The 21775-nt window shown below is 33.4% G+C and carries 17 protein-coding genes; 10 read left to right on the top strand and 7 right to left on the bottom strand.

The features are described from left to right. The first annotated feature begins 343 nt into the window (after window positions 1-343). The 5 genes from thiL (at window position 344) to J3U20_RS10015 (ending at window position 4509) form a co-directional block, all read left to right on the top strand. Window positions 344-1399, top strand: a complete 1056-nt coding sequence (thiL, locus tag J3U20_RS10035; RefSeq protein WP_160543367.1) for a thiamine-phosphate kinase — start codon at window positions 344-346, stop codon at window positions 1397-1399. A 106-nt stretch (window positions 1400-1505) separates the two neighbouring features. Beyond that, on the top strand, window positions 1506-2063 hold the full coding sequence (locus J3U20_RS10030) for a 30S ribosomal protein S16 (RefSeq protein ID WP_105297868.1): 558 nt from the start codon (window positions 1506-1508) through the stop codon (window positions 2061-2063). 8 nt (window positions 2064-2071) lie between these two features. After that, the gene (rimM, locus tag J3U20_RS10025; RefSeq protein ID WP_160543366.1) at window positions 2072-2590 is read left to right on the top strand and encodes a ribosome maturation factor RimM; all 519 of its coding nucleotides are present in this window, start codon (window positions 2072-2074) and stop codon (window positions 2588-2590) included. A gap of 108 nt (window positions 2591-2698) precedes the next feature. After that, window positions 2699-3652 (top strand): acetyl-CoA carboxylase carboxyltransferase subunit alpha, encoded by a 954-nt coding sequence (locus tag J3U20_RS10020; protein WP_105297870.1) that lies wholly within the window; start codon window positions 2699-2701, stop codon window positions 3650-3652. Between the two features lie 209 nt (window positions 3653-3861). Beyond that, entirely contained in the window at window positions 3862-4509 is a 648-nt protein-coding gene (locus J3U20_RS10015; RefSeq protein ID WP_160543365.1) for an HD domain-containing protein, read from the top strand. 164 nt (window positions 4510-4673) lie between these two features. On the opposite strand, the gene purB is transcribed toward J3U20_RS10015, so the two are convergent. The 6 genes from purB to J3U20_RS09985 form a co-directional block, all read right to left on the bottom strand. Further along, window positions 4674-6101 (bottom strand): adenylosuccinate lyase, encoded by a 1428-nt coding sequence (purB, locus tag J3U20_RS10010; protein ID WP_160543364.1) that lies wholly within the window; start codon window positions 6099-6101, stop codon window positions 4674-4676. Window positions 6102-6367: 266 nt separating this feature from the next. Further along, a complete protein-coding gene (locus J3U20_RS10005; RefSeq protein WP_160543363.1) occupies window positions 6368-7732 on the bottom strand; it encodes a sensor histidine kinase in 1365 nt (454 codons plus the stop codon). Further along, window positions 7732-8421, bottom strand: coding sequence for a response regulator transcription factor (locus J3U20_RS10000; protein WP_160543362.1), 690 nt, complete (start codon window positions 8419-8421; stop codon window positions 7732-7734). Before J3U20_RS10000 ends, J3U20_RS10005 begins: the two co-directional genes overlap by 1 nt. A 31-nt stretch (window positions 8422-8452) precedes the next feature. After that, window positions 8453-11551, bottom strand: coding sequence for an efflux RND transporter permease subunit (locus J3U20_RS09995; protein ID WP_160543361.1), 3099 nt, complete (start codon window positions 11549-11551; stop codon window positions 8453-8455). 6 nt (window positions 11552-11557) lie between these two features. Beyond that, window positions 11558-12640 carry an efflux RND transporter periplasmic adaptor subunit gene (locus J3U20_RS09990; RefSeq protein WP_160543360.1) on the bottom strand — a complete coding sequence of 361 codons (1083 nt, stop codon included), beginning with the start codon at window positions 12638-12640 and terminating at the stop codon, window positions 11558-11560. Between the two features lie 14 nt (window positions 12641-12654). Next, window positions 12655-13932: a TolC family protein gene (locus tag J3U20_RS09985; protein WP_160543359.1), complete on the bottom strand. Its 1278-nt coding sequence runs from the start codon at window positions 13930-13932 to the stop codon at window positions 12655-12657. A 499-nt stretch (window positions 13933-14431) separates the two neighbouring features. Here J3U20_RS09985 and J3U20_RS09980 point away from each other — a divergent pair, with 499 nt between their 5' ends. Next, window positions 14432-15730 carry a hypothetical protein gene (locus tag J3U20_RS09980; RefSeq protein ID WP_160543358.1) on the top strand — a complete coding sequence of 433 codons (1299 nt, stop codon included), beginning with the start codon at window positions 14432-14434 and terminating at the stop codon, window positions 15728-15730. Between the two features lie 116 nt (window positions 15731-15846). Here J3U20_RS09980 and eco read toward each other — a convergent pair whose 3' ends face one another. After that, a complete protein-coding gene (gene eco / locus J3U20_RS09975) occupies window positions 15847-16356 on the bottom strand; it encodes a serine protease inhibitor ecotin (protein WP_160543357.1) in 510 nt (169 codons plus the stop codon). Window positions 16357-16764: 408 nt separating this feature from the next. On the opposite strand from eco, the gene J3U20_RS09970 reads away from it, so the two are divergent. From J3U20_RS09970 to J3U20_RS09955, 4 genes are all read left to right on the top strand, one after another. Then, window positions 16765-17193: a hypothetical protein gene (locus J3U20_RS09970; RefSeq protein ID WP_160543356.1), complete on the top strand. Its 429-nt coding sequence runs from the start codon at window positions 16765-16767 to the stop codon at window positions 17191-17193. 393 nt (window positions 17194-17586) lie between these two features. After that, window positions 17587-20037 carry an alpha-ketoacid dehydrogenase subunit alpha/beta gene (locus J3U20_RS09965; protein ID WP_160543369.1) on the top strand — a complete coding sequence of 817 codons (2451 nt, stop codon included), beginning with the start codon at window positions 17587-17589 and terminating at the stop codon, window positions 20035-20037. A gap of 7 nt (window positions 20038-20044) precedes the next feature. Continuing rightward, a complete protein-coding gene (recF, locus tag J3U20_RS09960) occupies window positions 20045-21124 on the top strand; it encodes a DNA replication/repair protein RecF (protein ID WP_160543355.1) in 1080 nt (359 codons plus the stop codon). Between the two features lie 26 nt (window positions 21125-21150). Then, complete coding sequence (locus J3U20_RS09955; RefSeq protein WP_160543354.1) at window positions 21151-21444, top strand: DUF721 domain-containing protein; 294 nt, start codon at window positions 21151-21153, stop codon at window positions 21442-21444. The last annotated feature ends 331 nt before the right edge of the window (window positions 21445-21775 follow it).

Below are 21775 nucleotides of genomic sequence, written 5' to 3'. Positions count from 1 at the left end.
CAAAAAGATGCTGTTGGGTTGTCTGAACAAAGTTATGGGTTGGTTTCAGGCTTTCTTTAAAATATGTATGGGCTATCTTGTTGTAATTTATTGAATTACAGTGTTGGAGTGTTGTTTTTGTTATGGGTAACCGCCTTAAAAATTAATCTTTGAATCTGTATGGATTTTTTTTTCTAAAAAACTTTATATTATTCAATCCTTGTAAAATATTTTAATTACACTTCTTCATATTTAGCAAAAAATCGAAAAAATTACGGATCGCAATACAAATAATAAGGCATATACCCGAAAAAGCCGTAAATTCGAAAATCGAATTCAAAATAAATTAATAGATATCCGCAGTATGCTTGATAATAAGAACCCATATAAAACTTCAATTTCAGAATATGGTGAATTTGGACTGATCGAACATCTTACTCAAAATTTCAAACCCAAACATCCCTCTACTCTACAAGGAGTTGGAGACGATGCCGCCGTGTTGGATCCAAAAGATAAAAAGGTGTTAGTTTCTACCGATATGCTATTGGAAAATATTCATTTCAATTTGGCTTATACCCCTTTAAAACATCTAGGTTATAAGTCAGTAGTTATCGGACTCAGCGATTTAGTTGCCATGAACGCCGTTCCGGAACAAATACTGATTTCCATAGCCGTTTCTAATCGTTTTCCGGTAGAAGCATTGGAAGAAATATACACCGGAATCCACCTGGCGTGTAAACACTATTCTATAGATTTAGTCGGAGGAGATACCACTTCATCCAACCTGGGATTGGTAATAAATATTTCTACCGTGGGATATGCTCATAAAGACGAGATTGTCTACCGAAAAGGAGCAAAACCCAATGACCTTTTGGTTGTCAGCGGTGATTTGGGCGGTGCTTACTTCGGATTACAAGTATTGGAACGTGAAAATTCTGTTTTTAAAGTTAACCCAAACCTTCAACCGGATTTATCGGGGTATACTTATATTTTGGAAAGGCAATTAAAACCTGAAGCACGTACGGAAATTAAAGCCTTACTTAAAGAAATGGACGTACATCCTACTTCTATGATTGATATTTCCGACGGGTTGGCCTCTGAAATCATTCATCTTTCCCAACAAAGTAACGTTGGCTTCTCCATTTATGAAGAAAAAATCCCGATGGACAGCCAGGTAATTACTACAGCGGAAGAATTCGGTATCAATCCCGTAACAGGGGTACTAAACGGGGGAGAAGATTATGAAATTTTATTTACCATTCCTATTGAAGATCATGATAAGATCAAACATAATCCTAACTTCACCATTATCGGTCATGCTACCGAAACGGTTGAAAATGTTTTGATAACCAAAGGAAATACACAGCGCATTCCGTTGAATGCTCAAGGCTGGGATGCTCATTTTTCCAAGAAAAACTAAGAGTATAAAACGATAATTTGTACGCAAAAATTTGCAGCAATAGTAAAACAAGTAGTATATTTGCAAACTTAACTAATAACGGGACGGGATCCCAAAATAAAAAATTATGGCAGTAAAAATTAGATTACAAAGACACGGTAAAAAAGGAAAACCGGTTTTTCACATTGTTGTAGCAGATTCTAGAGCTAAAAGAGATGGTAAAAACATCGAAAAATTAGGAATTTACGTTCCTACGACCAACCCTGCAACCATTGAATTAAATGTTGACAGAGCAGTGAGCTGGTTAGAAAAAGGAGCTCAACCATCAGATACAGCAAAATCTATCCTTTCTTACAAAGGTGCTTTATTAAAAAAGCATTTGAACGGAGGGGTTAAAAAAGGAGCTTTTTCGGCTGAAGAAGCAGAGAAAAAATTCCAAGCTTGGTTGGAAGACAAAGAAAAAGCTATTCAAGCGAAAAAAGACAAATTGGCTTCTTCTAAGCAACAAGCGAAAAAAGAAAAGCTTGAAGCTGAAAGAAAAGTAAATGAAAGCCGTATCGCTGCTCAACAAAAAGCAGAAGAAGCAGAAGCTAACGATGCAGAAGAAGTAGTAGAAGCAATCATCGCAGAAGATGAAGCAGCTACTGATGCTCAGGCTGAAACTAATGAAGAACCTAAAGCCTAATTAGATTCATGCAATTAGAAGATTGTTACTACCTAGGCACAATCACTAAAACTCATGGTTTGAAAGGTCATCTGATTGTTAAACTAGACACAGATGAACCGGAGGCTTACAATAATTTGGAATCGGTATTTATTAATATCAATGAAATGCCGGTTCCTTTTTTTCTAAATGAATGTCAACTCTATAATAAAGATTCATTACGTGTAAAATTTGAAGATACTTCTATCAATTCACAAGACTTAATAGGAACGCAGCTGTACCTTCCTTTAAATACATTACCTAAATTAAAAGGAAAACAATTTTATTATCATGAAGTTATACACTTTTCTTTAGTAGACGAAAACCTACAAAAGATTGGAGAAATTACTGAAATAAACGATAACAGCGCACAAGCTCTTTTTATTATAAAACTATCTAAAAATGATAAATTTATTTACATTCCTATTATTAATGATTGGATTATTGAAGTAAACAGAAATGATCATTACATTTCAATGACTTTACCTGAAGGAATTTTGGATTTATAATTCATTGGAAATTTATTTTTGAAAATACCATTTCTAAGTAGTTTCAAAAATGAGAATTTAATTTGATTTATTTAAAAGTTAGTATATTTAGTCACTAATACTCATAAAATGGAATATTTAGATTTTGAATTGCCTATAAAAGAATTAGAAGACCAGCTTAAAAAATGGATCGAGCTTGGTAAAGAAAGCGGAGTAGATATCAATTCTACTTGCAAAGAAATCGAAAAGAAAATCGAACAAACCAAACATCAAATATACGATAACCTTACCCCTTGGCAAACCGTTCAATTATCCAGACATCCCTCTCGTCCTTATTCGTTAGACTATTGCAGTGCCATCACTGATAATACATTTATTGAATTACACGGAGACCGCAACTATGGCGATGACAAAGCCATGATTGGAGGATTGGGAAGAATTGACGGTAAAACTTTTATGATTATCGGTCAACAAAAAGGTAAAAATACCAAAGAAAGACAATACCGTCGTTTTGGTATGCCCAATCCAGACGGCTACCGAAAAGCGTTACGCTTGATGAGGGTTGCTGAAAAGTTTAACATTCCTATTCTAACCTTAATAGACACTCCGGGAGCCTATCCTGGACTAGATGCCGAAGAAAGAGGGCAAGGAGAAGCCATCGCGTATAATATCGCTCAGATGTGCCAAATTAAAGTTCCGATTATTTGCGTAGTTATTGGTGAAGGTGCCAGTGGCGGTGCGTTGGGAATCGGTGTAGGAAATAAGGTTTACATGATGGAAAATACCTGGTATTCCGTAATTTCCCCGGAAAGTTGTTCCTCAATTTTATTCAGAAGCTGGGAATACAAAGAAGTTGCTGCCGAAAATCTTCGTTTAACCCCTAAAAATTCTTTGGAATTAGGCATTATTGACGGAATAATTAAGGAGCCGCTTGGCGGTGCTCATTACAACCCGGAAGGAGCCTTTATGTCTTTAAAAAATCAAGTTTTAGAGGCCTATAATGAGCTTTCTAAAATGTCTCCTGATGAGTTGGTGGAACACAGACAAAATAAATTTATAAATATGGGTGTATATAGCGAATAGTTATCTACTTACATTTACCATATTAAAAATAATACAAGCCCCTGTTTTTTATAAAGGGGCTTTTTCTTTTTTATCCTTCCATTTCAATACTTTCAATTGAAGTGGAAAAGTCCAATTCAATATCTTTATACCTCTCTAATATAATAAAAGGGCTGTTAAATTTTTGAACTTATATTTATATAATTCTTATTAAAATTCTATATTTAAGCATGGAATTAGACCAATCAATATTAATCATTCGTGGTTATATAAAAAATAAACATTCTTCGGATAAAAGTGGACATGATTATTGGCATATAGAGCGAGTAGTAACCAACGCCCAAAATATTCTCCTTCACGAAAAGGCTGATCGTTCTAAAGTTTTATTGGCAGCCTGGCTTCACGATGTCGGAGATTATAAACTCCATAATGGAACGGACCGTACTGAAGAACTCGTATTTCCATTACTGTCTTCTTTATCATATCCGAAAAGTTTCGTTGAAGATATCATTAAAATTATTAACGAAGTTTCGTATAAGGGTGGACATAATCCTCCTCCTACTTCACTTGAAGCAAAAATTGTTCAAGATGCCGATCGATTGGATGCAATAGGTGCTGTAGGAATAGCTCGAGCATTTGCTTATGGTGGTACCAAAGGTCGAGATTTGTTTGATCCGAACGAAAAACCGACCGAATATACGGAAAGTGCTTCTTATCAAAAAAGTACCTCATGTACGATCAATCATTTTTATGAAAAGCTATTGAAGCTGAAAGACTTGATGAATACCGATATTGCTAAAGAAATGGCTGAAGAAAGGCATTTATTTATGCTGAAATTTTTGGAAGAATTTTATAAAGAAATCGGATATCCTAGATAACAAAACCGAATTAATAAATACACACTATACTGAAAAACCACCGGGCACGAAGATCGTTACTTTGCCATATAATCGGCGAATAGAATAAATATTTAGTTTATGTTTAGTTTAAATTAGTTTAAACAATCAGAACTGCCACAGTGGTTATTTCAGTATATATATTTTTAGACTCTAAGATCGGAATTTATTCCTAGTAGATGTTCATATTTTAGTAAAATAGGATTTACTTCCTGATCTAAAAACTCTTCTGTTTGTTCCGGAGCAAATCCGATGAAATTGGATGGATTAATCAATTTCATCAATTTTTCTTTGTCTATATTTATTTTTTCATCTTTGATAATTCGTTCGATTAAATCATTAGGCTTTCCTTCCATTTTTACTTTTTTGGCTGCTTCCATAGAATGTTGACGAATGATTTCATGAAGTTCCTGTCGGTCTCCTCCGTTTTTAACTCCTTCCATAATGATGTATTCGGTTGCCATAAAGGGCAGTTCTTCATTAATATGCTTTTCAATCATTTTAGGATATACGACCAATCCGTCCAAGATATTATTCCAGATTAATAAGATGGCATCTATGGCTAAAAATGCTTGAGGTATGCTCAACCTTTTATTTGCGGAATCGTCTAATGTTCTTTCAAACCATTGAGTGGACGCAACCATTGCAGGAGAAGTTGCTAAAGAGATTACGAATTTAGCTAATGAAGCAATTCTTTCAGATCGCATCGGATTACGCTTATAAGCCATGGCGCTGGAACCTATCTGATTCTTTTCAAACGGTTCTTCTATTTCTTTTAAGCTTTGCAACAAGCGCAAATCGTTCGTAAACTTATGTGCAGATTGTGCAATATTGGAAAGTACTTCTAGTGCCTGAGCATCTATCTTTCGGTCATAAGTTTGTCCACTTACTTTAAAAACTTTTTTAAAGCCGAAACGTTCTGATAATTTCCGGTCCAATTCCTTGACTTTTGAAAAGTCCCCGTCAAACAATTCTTTAAAACTGGCAGCCGTTCCGGTAGTACCTTTAACTCCTCTGAAGCGCAACGTTTCCAAACGATATTCTAAATCTTCCAAATCTAATAAAACCGATTGCAACCAAAGAGTAGCTCGTTTACCAATCGTTGTTAATTGCGCCGGTTGAAAATGAGTAAACCCTAAGGTAGGATGGTCTTTATACTTAAGTGCAAACGAATGCAATCCTTTAATTACATTAATCAATTTTTTCTTCACCAGTTCGAAACCGTCACGTATTTGAATAAGATCCGTATTATCCCCTACAAAGGCAGAAGTTGCCCCTAAATGAATAATGGGACGTGCAGCCGGTGCTGCATCTCCATATGCATGTACATGGGCCATAACATCATGACGAAATTTTTTTTCATATTCGTCTGCTTTCTTAAAATCTATTTTCGATACTTGCTCTCTAAGCTCTTTTATTTGCTCATCCGAAATATCTAAACCAAGCTCTTTTTGTATTTCTGCCAGGGCTAACCATAATTTTCTCCAAGTAGTAAATTTTTTTTCAGGAGAAAAATTGTACAACATTTCATCACTGCAATAGCGGCTTTCCAACGGATTTTGATACGTATTCATTTTATCTTCTTGGTTAAATGGATTAAATCAGCTCAAAAATAAGGATTTAATTAAGATGCTCCTTTAAAAATTTTAAATTATGAAAGTTTACTAACTCACTTTGCTTTTTGTAATTATTAAAAATATCATTTTTTGGAAAGATTCTATTGTTAAAAAATGAAAAGGTGAATTACTTAAAATTCACCTTTTCCAGCTAAGTGAATTAGTATTTAAATGATACTAATTTTACTTAACAATAAACAGCTAAAACAAATATGAGTGTAAATTTACTCCTGATTCATGCCGAAAAAAGTTAAGGTAATTTTAGTTCCTTTGTTTTCTTCGGATTCTATGGTATATTCTATATGGTTTTTTTCTAAAATACGAAGGGCAATGGAAAGCCCTATCCCCGATCCAGATACTTTTTCAGCATTTGGGGCTCGATAAAACGGACGACTTATTTCGCTTAATTGCATTTTGGGAATTCCAATCCCATGATCTTGTATCAAAAGATGTAATTTTCCTTCACGTTCATACAGTTGAATACGTACTAATTTTCTTTGTGAGAATTTAACCGCATTTTCAATTAGATTGAATAAGGCTATAAATAATTGTGTTTTATCTATATTAATGTAAAGCAACTCTATATTTTCCGAAGTAACATCTAAAGTATAATCTATGATCTCACTGCAGTCGGAATATTTATCTGAAACTCGTTTAATAATTTCAAATATGAGTTCGTCAATACGTATTTGTTCTGAAATGTCTGTATTTTTTCGCAAATCGGAAACAATGAGTAAAATATCTAATATTTCTTGAAGCCGGTCTATTTCCTCCATCAATGTTTGGGCTAGGGCTTGATATTCTTCGGGTGAACGGTTTTTCATGGAAAATACCTCCAAATTTCCTTGAATCGCTGCCAAAGGTGTCTTGAATTCATGTGAAACATAGCTCACAAAATTTTGTTGTATTTTAATTGAATCGGAAATTTTTTTTAGCAATTCATTAAAGGTTTCAGTAAGATCGTACAATTCGTCTTTAACTGTATTTCGGCTCGTCTTCAATTCCATGGAATCGCCCGGAGTCATTTGTTTTACTTGATTGATTGCTTCTCTTATGGGACGATAGGCTATATGGGCTATCCAACGGTTTAGCAATATGGTAGCCAATAACCCGACAATAAAGGCGGATACTAATATTCCTATAAGGGGATTGATGTATTGATACACATCCTGTTTATTTTCCTTTGCAATGATTACGAAATTGCCTTCGTTGTCATTATAATACATTCCATAACATAAAAAGTTATCGGTGGTAAAGGATAATTTCTTTTGATAGCGTATTTCATTAATTACCGATTCGGGAACATCTTGTATATTTCCATATTTTAATTGATTCAGATCGTCGTAAATTTCAAAATAGGGATTGTTTATTTTTTCGTATTGCTTTTTTATTTTTTGAAATTCTTTTGCGCTTATTTCATCTTCTTCAAAAAAATAATAGCCGATAATTTGAGCGGTCTTTTGTAAATTCCTGTAAACGGAGTTTTCAATGCTCCTTTTGTAGAAGCTGAATATCAGAAGCGCTACGGCTATAAAGACAATTCCCCAAAAACCGGAGCTTAGTAAACTTAATCTTGTCTGTATTTTCATTATTCAGCTAATAAAGATTTAATACGATATCCCCTTCCTTTTATGGTTTCAATAATTTTTGTTTCAAACTCGCCATCAATTTTATTTCGTAAGTAAGAAATATATACTTCTACTATATTGGTATTTATATCATGGTTAATTCCCCAAACACTGGTTAGAATTTGGGTTCTTGAAACAACTTTATTTTTATTTTCCATTAAGAATTTTAATAATTTAAATTCAAGATGGGTTAGAACTATTTCAATATCTCCTCTAAGAATTTTATGCTCATCCAAATACATTTTTAAATCTCCGCATACCAATACATTGGAAGAAGAATCATAATTCATTTTCCTTCTTCTGTCCAATGCATGAATTCGTGCTACCAATTCTTTAAAATGAAAAGGCTTGGTCAGATAATCATCTGCACCGTAACTAAGGGCTTTCACTTTATCATCGGGATCTCCTAAAGCACTGATTACTAAAACAGGAGTGGTTATTTTTTTATAGCGGATATACTGCAACAACTCCATTCCGTCAATATCAGGCAGCATAATATCCAATAAGATCATATTCCAATTAGTATCATTTAAACGACTTCTCGCATCCACACCATTCTCAACCAAAGTGACTGAAAAACCGCTTTCTTCTAATCCTTTGATCATGAACTCACTGATTTTTTTATTATCTTCTACCAATAACAACTCCATATTTTACTTTTTGCTTTATAAAGTTACTATTTTATGATTTAATTTTTCTTTTCTTGCGGTAAGCAAAGTAAAAAACTTGCGGTAAAATAGTAAATGATAAAAGCATACAGGTGATTATACCCCCAACTATCATAATTGCTAAAGGCTTTTGAACTTCAGAACCCATTCCATTGGACATGGCGGCCGGTAATAATCCCATCGATCCCATAAGGGCTATCATGAGCACCGGACGTATCCTGCTTTTAACTGCACTATCTATGGCTAATCTTAAATTTCCGGTTGAATTCATCTTTTTCTTCATCAAAGCAATCAACAAAATGCTGTCAATAGCGGTAATTCCAAATAGTATAATAAATCCTATTCCTGCAGAAATTCCAAAAGTGGTACCGGTTATCCACAGGGAAATAAAACCACCGATAAAGGCATAAGGCATGGCACTTGCTGCAATTAAAGTGTCTTTGATGGTCCTGAAATTCATATAGAGTAAAAATAAGATCAATAATAAGGCACAAGGAACAATAATCATCAATCGTTGTGTTGCTCTTTGTTGGCTTTCAAATTCTCCTGCCCATACCATGCGATTTCCTCGACCTAGTTTAACCTCTTTATTTACTTTTTCTTGAGCTTCTTTAATAGTAGACCCTAAATCACGGTCGCGAACACTAAACCCAACTCCGATGTATCTGCTGCTTCCATCTCTATAGATAAACGTCGGGCCGGTTACAAATTTGATATCGGCAATTTCTTTTAACGGAACATGTTTTCCATCCATGGTAGGTATTAGAATTTCTCCGATCTTATCTTCATTATCTCTGTATTCTTTTTGAAATCGTACTCTGACATCAAATATTTTTTCGCCTTCATAAAATTGGGTGGCAGCTTTACCTCCTATTGCCATTTCCACTACTGCTTGAGCATCTGCCATAGATACCGCATAACGGGCCATACGATCTTCGGATAAACGGATTTGTAATTCAGGTAAACCGATACTTCGGAACACATTTACATCTTCTACTCCTTTCACTTTTTGTATGATAGAAGCTGCATGATCTGCCATTTGTTCCAACTTTTGTAGATCATCTCCGTATATTTTAATTACTAAGGAACTTTTTACTCCTGCTACATATTCTTCTACATTATCTTGTATGGGTTGGCTAAAGCCGAAAACTGTTCCGGGATAAATGTCTAAAGAATCTTTCATTTCTCGGATAAGCTCTTCTTTTTTAACTTTTTTCTTCCATTGATTTTCCGGCTTCAACTGGGCATGGAATTCTATGTTAAAAAACCCGGTTGGATCTGTTCCGTCATTCGGACGTCCGGTCTGTGACAATACAAATTGTACTTCATCAAAACTCCTCAACTTCTTTTTCATTTGTTGAGTGATTTTTACTGATTCGTCCAAATTAATGCTGTTAGGTAAGGTAGCACGTATATAAATTGCTCCTTCGTTCATACTGGGTATAAATTCCGTACCCCAAAAACTAAATCTTGCGATGCAAAGCAGTAAGAGTATACAGAAGGTTATAATACTTCCTTTACGATGACGGGATGCAAATAGAAAAATTTTATATAAATGGGAGGAAAAGAATCTGCTTATTGCATTTGATTTTTCTTTAACCGGTTTGGTAAGCAAAATTTTACACATAACCGGCACATAGGTAAGAGATAAAATTAATGATCCCATTAATGCATATCCTAAAGTAAATGCCAACGGGGAAAACATTTTACCTTCCACTTTTTGAAATGAAAAGATAGGAAATAAGGCAACGACCAAAATAATCTGAGCAAAAAATATGTGAGAAGCAACTCCTCCGGCACTTTTTTTAATTAATCCCCCTTTAGACGATTTTATAAATCGTTCTCCTCCCAACTCTTCCGTTCTCTTTACCATCGAGACAAATATGATTTCAACGATAACCAATGTTCCCTCGAGCAACAATCCAAAGTCTAGCGCTCCCATTGAAATAAGGTTCGCCGGAAGTCCTTGTATTCGAAGCATAATAATGGCAAATAAGAAAGAAAGCGGGATAACCGTAGCCACAATCAAGGTGGTTCTCCAGTTAAACAGGAAAATAAATACTACAATGGAAACCAACACAATACCCTCGATCAGGTTTTTCATTACGGTATGGACAGTAGCATCTACTAAGGTTGTTCGATCTAAAAAAGGTACGATTTTTACGTTTTCTGGTAATATACGATCATTTAAATCGGCTATTTTAACCTTTAAATTTTTAATCACGTCTCCCGGATTTTGTCCTCTAAGCATTACCACAATTCCCTGTACAACATCATCTCTATCATCTAACCCTACTTGTCCCAAACGTGGTTTTGAAGAAACAGAAACGTTGGCAACTTGTTTTACTCGTATAGGTGTGCTACCTTTTACTTCAATAAGTATATTTTCAATATCTTTAATATTGTCCAATAAGCCAACTCCGCGTACTACATAGGCTTGACTTCCTTTTTGTATGACATCTCCGCCTACATTTATATTACTTTTTGAAATAGCTTCGTAAACCTCCAAAGGCGAAAGTCCGTAATTTGCTAATTCTGTAGGATTTACTTTTATTTCATAGCATTTTTCTTCTCCACCGAAACTTACAATACTGGCTACTCCGGGAACCGATAAGAGCTCACGCTCTACTACCCATTCGTTAAGAGCAGATATTTCGCGAACAGGAAGGTCACTTTTAATAGTATAACGGTATATTTCACCGGTAGCACCGGAAGGCGGTTCTATCGATGGATCGGCTCCTTCCGGAAGATCCATATCCTGCATACGATTTGAAGCATATTGCTGAGCAAAGAAATCATCTACTCCATCTTCAAAAATTACGGTTACCACCGAAAGACCAAAGAGAGAAGTAGAACGTACTTCCGTTTTTCTGGGAATGGTATTCATTTCCTTCATTATAGGAAGTGTAACAAATTTTTCAATTTCTTCCGCACTTCTTCCCGGCCATTGGGTTATAATTCGTACTCTTGTGTTAGTTACGTCGGGATAGGCCTCAATAGGTGTGTTTAGATAACATACAATTCCGCCGATAAATAAGAGTACGCTAAGAAATAGTATTAGTATGTGATTCCTTAATGAAAAGGCAATACATTTTTCAACAAACTTATGCATGTTTTGTTATTTGTTTTTTAAAGCTGAATAAATTAGTAATTGATTGTTAACCACAACATTTTCTCCTTCGGAAAGACCGGAAAGGATATATGCGGTTTCTTCGTTGTGACCTTGAAGTTGAACTTCTTTTACTTTGAAATTTTCTTTGGATTCTTCAACGATTACATAATATTTATCGTCATCGAAAATGAGTGCGTTTACCGGAATTGACACATGGGTATTTTCTGTATTGTTTTTTAGTTTGATGGTCATGGACATTTCGGGCTTAAATTTCAAATCTGCATTTTCCATAACTATTCTTGCTTTCAAAACTCTTTCTTCAGAATCAAAAACTTGAGAAATGGATTGTATGGTTCCGTTAAATATTTCACCCGGATAGGATAAAGAACTCATTTCTACGGGCATTCCTACTTTTACAAATTGTAAATTACTCGCGTATACATTGGCTATCACCCATACTTTACTTAGGTCTGCAACCGTAAATATAGACTCAGCATCCGGAGATATGGTACTGCCTGATGTTATATTTTTGTTTATAATATACCCGGTCATAGGAGAAACGATGGAAGAGCTGCCGCTTCCGTTGGATCCTACCACAGACATATCCGTATGTACCCTTGCTAAAGAAGCCTCAGCTTGTTTTACTTTAGCTCTTGCTTCAACTAATTCGCTTTCGGATAGCATGTTGTCTTTATACATGGATTCCGCACTTTTTAGTTCTCTTCTAGCGACTTCCAATTCAGATTGTAACCCGGATTTTTCGGAATGTAAAGAGTTTACTTCTAAACTTCGAACATTTGCTAATACTTGTCCTTGTTTTACTTGGTCTCCTAATGAAAAATAGGTTTTTGTTACCACCCCATTAATTAACGGAACATAATTAACGATCTTATCCGGATCATATTCTACTTTACCTGTAAGTGTTAACTCCTCTTCTTGTGGCTTTAATTCCGCTTTTATGGTTTTTACATGTTTAAAAAACGACTGGTTTATTACAGCTTCTTCCTGAGTTTTTGATTGGTTATCTTTTACATGGGTGCAAGATAGGGCAAGTGCCAGAACGGAAAGTATGTATATATTTTTTTTCATGGGATTTATCTTATTTATTTTCCAACAGTATATTGTAACTCTTCAAATTGTGTATAAAGATTTTTTTGGGTATTTAATAGGGTCTCTTTATTGGTTTTATAGGCATCCATGAAATCTATAAATTCCAACATGCTTATGTTTCTTTTCATCAGGTTTCTGGTATAAGCATCTAACATATAGTCCAAATCTTCGGAAATATTTTCTTTTTGTATATCTTTAAACAGGTGGTAGGTGTTGGAATAGTTAGTATAAGCTTCGGTAATTTCATGCTGTGCGGTAGTTACTGCTTGTTTTGCTTGATATTTGCTTTGCTCTTTGTTAACTTGGGCTAACTTTATATTTCCTTGATTTCTATTGAAAAAGGGCAAATCAAAGCTTACGCCGAACCCTATAAAATCTTTCCATGGGGCACTTATACGATCATAATTGACAGCAAAGGTTAAATCGGGTACTTTTTGTGCTTTTTCATATAATAAATCTTTATCAAAATAATCAATTTGAAGGTTAGCAATTTTGATATCAGGTCTGCTTTCAGATGCTTCTTCTAAAATTTTTGGTAATAAGATATCATCCGGATTTTTTACTTCATTATCTTCTTCGAGTATTTCAACCGTATTCAGGGGAGGAATATTCAATAAAGATTTTATAATTTTCTGTTGTTCGTTATAATTATTTTTAACCTCGTATATTTCTCCATTAAGCTCTAGTTGTGAGGATTGCAAACGAATTAAATCTTTTTTTGCTATATTTCCTTCGGCAACCTGATTTTTGTAGGCCGTAATCAGCTTTGAAAGCGCTTCTTGCTGGTGATTTAATATTTTTTGATAGGATTGTAAATAGATGAGCTCTTGCAGCGATTTTCGTACTTCTAGTTTTAAGCCCCGTAATGTCTCCTCAAATTCCTGAACAGCGATTTCTTTCGATACCTTTTCTCTATTTATTAGTTTACCTCTTTTTCTGGCTGTTTTAACCATTTGGCTAAGTTCCATCGTAAACTCCGTATTTTTAGCAAACTTTCCAAAGAGTGCCGGAATTTGCTCTTGTTCTCGTTGAGATTTCGTACTCCATAAATTAACATCACCTAACGAAAAGTTAGGATTGTCCCATAGTTTTGCTTGTACAACAGCAGCTTCGGCAGCATCTATATTCATTTTTTCTGCCAACAGCTGTAAATTTTGTTTGAGAAACAAACCTTCTGCTTGTTCTTTTGTTAATTGAATTACTTCTGCTTTTTGTGCAAAAACCAGACTTGTAAGGAAGGTACAAACCAGTAAAAAAACGTATTTACGCATTATATAAGCATTATTTTTTGTCTTAAGACAAATTTATTTACCAAATATTAGATTGAAATTTGACCTGCGTTATTTTTATATTAAAGGGACATTAGAATTATATTAGAAAAAACTATTGAATTTTTAAATAGTAAATTTTAAATTCAGATTAGATGTTTACTTAGCAATACGTACAGCAAACCTATTACTATACTAGGATGTGAATATTAGTTTTAGCATAAAAATAATTTATGCCAACTATCAACTATTTTAAAAAATTATATAATTATTAAAATTATAATGCTAAATTTAAAATAAATATTTACATTTGTATTCAATATTATTATAACATAATAGATACTACTTTCACTAAAAAACTTATGTAAACACTTTTAGAATTATATTTTAAAATAAATTCTAAAATAAATGTTTAACATTATTTAAAATAACCTTATAACAAGTAAGATCTCTTCTAAATACATATTTATTAATATACTAATCATTAAAAACAACTTAATTTATGAAAACTAAGTTTATTTTTTTAGGGATGTTATTAGTTCCCATATTATCATTTAGCCAAATTGGCGTAAATACAAATAACCCACAAGGTACCTTTCATATTGACGGTATGAAAGATAATTCGGAATTAGGTATGCCTACCCCGTTTCAAGGAGCGAACGATTTTATTGTAACTTCGGATGGTAGTGTAGGTGTTGGTACCGCGGATCCAGATGCTTCTTCCATCTTGGAATTAAATGTAGAAGGACTTAGTTCCGGCAGTAAAAAAGGTTTTTTAGGACCACGTGTATCTTTAACATCAAATATAGACACTCTCACAATTCCGGAACCCGCTGTAGGTTTATTAGTTTATAATTTGGGAGATAATCCCAACTTCGTTTTTAATGGATATGTTTTTTGGAATGGAAAACAATGGAAGACATTAGATGGTCGTCCCATTATTCCGGGGATCATCCAAAATTTGACCTGTAATGCCGCTATGGCTGTTCCAAGTTTTTATACTGCTAACGAAAGGTATCATGGAGTTATGACGGTTCCTTATACCGGTGGTGACGGTGGTACCTATCCTGCTCAATCAATTGGACCTGTAAACGGTCTTACAGCAACACTTGATGCCGGACAATTTAATGTTGGAAACGGTGCTTTACGTTATGTGATAGATGGAATTCCAACGGTTTCAAGTCCTCAGACAACAACATTTCCGCTTAGCGTAGCTATGCAAAACTGTGATGCTACCATTGGTGCGGGTTTAGGGCTTGCACCCGGGGAACGTGTTTACTATCAATCTCCGTATGTTAATGCCGGTTTTGGTGATTTAATAACTAATCCATTTAATAATATTCCCGAATATTGGTTAAGCAAATACGTTAGTGATCTACCCATTTTAGGTGGCAAACTGAGATTAGATGCTTATTTATTGAATGGGGCTAATACATTAGCTACTGTTTCCTATAATCCCAGATTAGTAAACATCACCTCTTCCCCTGTTAAATTATGGTTTGGAGCGACAGCTAGTGCAACGTTTAAAAGTAATGCCAACATAATTTTAGCTCCCAGGGGAGGGTATGTGAGTTTAGATGACGGTATTTGGGCTAACTTGGGTGAAAATATGGTCATGGCTAGTGGAGGAAATTTAAGTATTACTCCTAACTATAATCAGACTGAGATATTAACCGCAGATGTTTCTCTGGATGATAAATGGTATAAAATTTATTTTTTTGGATTTATAGATAATATGGATACCAGTACTGTTTCAGATAACCTAAGAAGGTTTTATATTTCAATTCAAAGATTATATTAAATCGTATATGTTGAATTACTAATAATTTTTTACTAAAGATATTTAAAAGTTAAACTTTTATATAGTAGGGAATTCTTTTCAAATTGAAAAGAATTCCTTTTTTTTAACCCTATTAATTATTTCACTGAAGCAGTTTTTTCTTTTCCGGCTTCCCAAATTTTGTATTTCACAATATATCCCTTTGGGGTATAAATTACTATAGGAAGTTTACTGTTATATGTAATAATGATTGATTCAGAAGAAATAAATTTTTCTTTATTTACTATCTGTGGACAAGCCATTCGGGTAGAAATAGTCTTTCCTTCTGAAGAAAACTCGTAAAAGTTATATCCCCAACCTTCCAACACTTTTTCTTCTGTTTTCCCTAGTAAAGTATGTTTATTGCAATCCACTTTCATTATTTTTCCGGGAATAAGTTCTACTTTATAAAATTCTTCATTATTTTTCTTATCTAAAATAATCACATGACGCATCATACCGGGTTTTGCCTCTGGAAAATTTACTAATTCTTTTCCGGGATCATTTTCTACTTCTTTTTGATGCATTGATTCTCCACTTAATTGAGTAAAAGATACTAAAATACTACCTAAAATAATTCCTGTTAAAATTTTTCTAATTGTTTTCATTATATTATTTTTCAATTTTTGATTTATTCTTATAGATGTTTTTCTTATTATTTTTCCATAAAAAATTTTAAAATTTTTTTTTAATAAATTATCTAATTAAATTTAAACACTTTATACTTATATAAAACAAACAAATGTAGCCTCAAGTACTATTTCAATCTCCAATTTTAAGTTAAGTTTTTAGAAAACATTGTTATATTAAATTTAATAAATTTATTAAATAGTAAATTTTAGGTTGCTTTCTCAAAGTTAGATATTTATATTTCTGTTATATTAAAATTCAATCATTTTAAAACCTCTTTAAATTTTTAGATTCCTTCAATATATCTGCTTTATTATTTCATGATTTCTTAGTATTTTTACTTTGTTGGATTTAAATTATATTTCCTCTTTATAAAATTTTATGTAATGAAAAGATTATCTTTATTAGTACTTTTCGAAGCGATAGTATCCGTTTCCATTGGCATATTAATGTCTAAAATGTCTTGGATTGGTCGAATGGGAATTAATTTATTTCGAGGTGAATATAAAATATTAAAAATATGGTGGAAAACCGCTCTTCTTGTTTTTAGTATTTTATTCATACTAATGCTTGTTCAATACCTCATCAAGCGTATATGCAATTTGACGGTCTCTCGGCTTTTCTTTTTTTTATTTTTATTACTCGGTTGTTTAGGACTTGCCTATACATATCATGATTTTTCAACGGTTTATGAACATAAAATCATGAAAGAACGTTTTCATTTAGGTGGTTATTTATTTTGGATCGGTTGGATTGCTTCTAATTTATACTTTCTTGTAACTCCCTATCAAAAATCAGTTCAAGTCAACGAATAATTATATTCATAAATGACTAACTATTCTTCCTAATATTTAACAATTATATTAAATATTTTAATCCGCTATCTATTTCGATTGAAAATTATATACTTAGGCTACAAAAATTTAACTTTACATTGCTTAAGTGTTTTATTTTATTTGATAGCTATTTTTTTATTTAAAATGATTTGAGAGATAGCTATTTTGCGAAAATATGTATATAATGAAATCTCTCCATGATCCTAAAATAAAACCATTTCATTTTATAAATACTTGAAATTATATCTGTTAAAAGGCAAGTAATTTTATAACTTAAACTTTTAAATACATTGCTTTTTTCAATAGGTTTAGGTTCGAATAAAATCTGTAACTTTGTTTCTGCTAAAAATATTTATAGGAGTGATTAAAGATATAAATTCTACTATCTCAGATGCTAATTTAAGCTTCCAAGAATTTAAAAAAGAAGTATTAAATGATTATAGATTGTGCTTAATCAGCCGTTATTCCAGTTTACTGGCAAGAAAGGAAGTTCTTTCGGGAAAAGCAAAATTTGCCATTTTAGGAGACGGAAAAGAACTTCCGCAAATAGCCATGTCTAAAGTTTTTAAGAATGGAGATTTTCGTTCGGGGTATTATCGCGATCAAACCCTAGCATTTGCAGTAGGTGAAATTACTATTGAAAATTATTTTGCACAATTATATGCTGATACCGATGACCAAAGAGAACCGGAATCAGGGGGCAGAATGATGAATTGTCACTATGCTACTCATTTAATTGATGAAGAAGGTAATTGGAAAGTTCTTACGGAACAAAAAAATAATGCTGCAGATTTATCACCCACAGCCGGGCAAATTCCACGTTTATTCGGATTAGCTTACGCTTCTAAAATTTACAGAAATTGTACCGGACTTGAAGATAAAATACAATTTTCCCATCAAGGCAATGAAATAGCCTTTGGTACTATCGGGGATGCGAGTACATCAGAAGGACATTTTTGGGAAGCATTAAATGCTGCTTGTGCTTTGCAAATCCCTATGGTTCTTTCCATCTGGGATGACGGTTATGGCATCTCCGTTGAATCGTCTAAACAAAGAGCCAAAGACGATTTTTCTGAGCTTTTGGAAGGATTTAAAAGAACCAAGGAAAAAAATTCCAGAGGATGTGAAATCATTACGGCGCGCGGATGGGATTATGCCGAATTAATTGAAGCCTATGCGCGTGCAGAAAAAATAGCTCGTGAAAAACATATCCCCGTTATTATACACGTAAGTGAACTTACTCAACCTCAAGGACATTCCAGTTCGGGGTCTCATGAAAGATATAAATCTGCCGAACGTTTGGAATGGGAAAAAGAACACGATTGTATTAAGAAATTCAGAGAATGGATCATTGATTATGAAGCGTACGACCAAACGAACAATCAAAAGATACAAGTTGCAACCGAAGAAGAATTATTGAGTTTAGAAAAAGAAATTAAACAATTGGTTAAGGAACATCAAAAAAATGAATGGAATAAATTCCGTACAGATATGGATGCTCTAAGTAATCAAACGGTTTCTTTAATCTCCGCCCTAGCTGATGAAAGTGTTAAAAAGGCTTTTATAAATTTGGAAAAAGAAAACTTTCAACAGCTGTCTTTGCCTTATAAAAAAGATATTTTCCATTTTATACGTAAAGTTCTTCGAATAGTCAGAGAAGAAAATACACAGGCCAAAACGAATTTGCTTACTTGGTATAATCAAATTTCTGATAATGAGAGCCTTAATTACAATTCCAAATTATATACAGATACCCGATATTCAGCACTTCATGTTCCGTATATTGCCCCTGTTTATGGTGAAAATCCGGAATCAGTGGATGGAAGAATAGTAATTAGAGACAATTTCGATAAACTTTTTGAAAAATATCCTGAAATAATAGCCTTTGGTGAAGATGTAGGAAAGATTGGCGATGTGAATCAAGGATTTGAAGGATTGCAAGATAAATACGGATCCTACCGAATATCCGATACCGGAATACGAGAAAGTACCATTATAGGTCAAGGATTGGGAATGGCTATGAGAGGACTGCGTCCTATTGCTGAAATTCAATATCTGGATTATGTGCTGTATGGTATTCAAACTTTAAGCGATGATCTGGCTTCTTTGAGTTATCGTACGAAAGGAAGGCAAAAAGCTCCGTTAATTATCCGTACTCGAGGACACAGATTGGAAGGCATTTGGCATTCGGGATCTCCTATGGGCGGAATCATTAATTATATACGGGGTATTTATGTTTTGGTTCCCAGAAATTTTGTGCAGGCAGCCGGATTTTACAACACCATGCTACAAGCTGATGAACCGTGCTTGATTATTGAATGTTTAAACGGTTATCGACTGAAAGAAAACTTGCCGATTAATTTAGGTGAATTTACAACTCCGGTCGGAAAGATTGAAATTACAAGAGAAGGTAAAGATATCACTTTGGTGACCTATGGAGCAACATGGAAAATTGTTTCGGAAGCTGCCAAAGAATTACAGACATTAGGCATAGATATTGAAATTATTGATATTCAATCTTTAATACCCTTTGACCTAAGCCATGAAATTGTGGAAAGTCTTAAAAAAACTAACCGTTTGGTTATTGCTGATGAAGACGTTTCCGGAGGGGCAAGTTCGTATATTTTGCAAAAAATAATTGAAGAACAAAACGGTTTTCAATATTTAGACTCAGCTCCTAAAACTATCACGGCTAAGGATCATCGACCGGCTTACGGTTCTGACGGAGATTATTTTTCAAAACCTTCTGTAGATGATGTAGTTGAAAAAATATATGAGGTTATGCATGAAGTAAATCCCACCGAATATCCGAAAATAAGTTAATCCATACATGTATCTAAAAAATCTTAGATTATTTAATTTTAAAAACTTTTCTGAAAAAAATTTCACTTTTTCCGAAAAAATAAATTGTTTTGTAGGAAATAACGGAGTTGGAAAAACGAATTTATTAGACGCTATTCATTATCTTTCATTGACTAAAAGTTACTTAAACTATTCAGATCAAAACAATATACGTTTTCATGAAAACTTTTTTTCGGTGGAGGGCAATTTTTCGGATGAAAAAACAGAAGATTCGATCAGGATTGTAGTTCAAGCGGGACAAAAAAAAGTTATTAAAAGGAATTCTAAGACGTACGAAAAGCTTTCCGATCATATTGGTAAATATCCTTGTGTGATGATTTCCCCCTATGATCGAAACTTAATTAGTGAAGGAAGTGAGTTTAGACGAAAATTTATGGATGGAATGATCAGTCAAATTAACCCTGATTATCTCCATCTGATTCTTAGGTATCAAAAAGCTCTAGCCCAAAGAAATGCTTTATTAAAATTATTTTCAGCAAACAATTATTTTGATGCCATCAGCTTAGAAATGTATGATTCCGAATTGATTGAACACGGAACAAAAATACATCAAATCAGAAAAGAATTTATCTCGTCTTATGTGCCTAAATTTTGTAGTTTTTACTCTGCACTTTCCCAAGGTGAAGAGGATGTAACCATTGACTATACATCGGATTTAGAACAAAAAGAATTAGGCAGTCTCTTAAAAGAAAATTTAGACAAAGATCGAGCTGCTGCTTATACTACTCGAGGGATACACAAAGATGACCTCATTTTTAAATTATTTCAATACCCTATAAAAAAATTTGGATCTCAAGGGCAACAAAAATCTTTTTTAGTTGCATTAAAATTAGCACAATTACAAACTATCAAAGAATATTCGTCTAAAAGTCCGGTTTTATTAATGGATGACATATTCGATAAATTGGATGATCATCGAGTGGCGCAATTGGTAAAATTGGCTCATGAAGAACAATTTGGACAAATATTTCTTTCCGATACGCATAAAGACCGAACGGAAAAAATAGTCCGACAAATCAGCTCGGATTATCTGATTTTTGAACTGTAATTTTTCTAACCAACAATCCTATATATATGAGTCTTAGAAGAAAAGAGCAAACGAGCAATTCTGCCATTAAAAACCTCATAAAAAAATTAGGAATGGAAGAAAAACTTCTTATTCTTGAAATGGAAGAAAAATGGAGAACGATGATGGGTAACCCTATCGCTAAGCATACTCAACGAATTTTTATAGACAATGAAACTTTATACATACAACTGGACTCGTCTGCTTTACGACATGAGTTAAATTACAGTCAAAACAAAATTATTGCTGAATTAACTAAAGATTGTTCACAAACTTTTTTTACTAAAATTAAATTTATCTAGTCTTTTTATCTTATTTTTCAACTATAACAAGCCTCTACACATACTTTTTAATTTTTTAGAAGTAAGATTATGAGGGATCTTTATTTAAAAATTAACAAGTGGATAGTAGTTATTGTAGAAAATCTTAAAGTTCCAACCTTCACTTTTTTTAAGAACATATAAAATTTCGCCAACGTACTTAATTGATAAGTATTAATACTTTCTTAACTTAACTTATTAAGATAATTAGTTAAATTAGCCGATAGTATTTTTTATCATACTTATAAAATTCCTTTAATGGGATAGAAACATAGGGTTCGAATAAAAATTCAGATTTTTCTTACTGTATGTT

The organism is Apibacter sp. B3919, from assembly GCF_026537405.1.
Classification (GTDB): Bacteria; Bacteroidota; Bacteroidia; order Flavobacteriales; family Weeksellaceae; genus Apibacter.
This window is presented reverse-complemented; position numbering and strand designations above follow the sequence as displayed.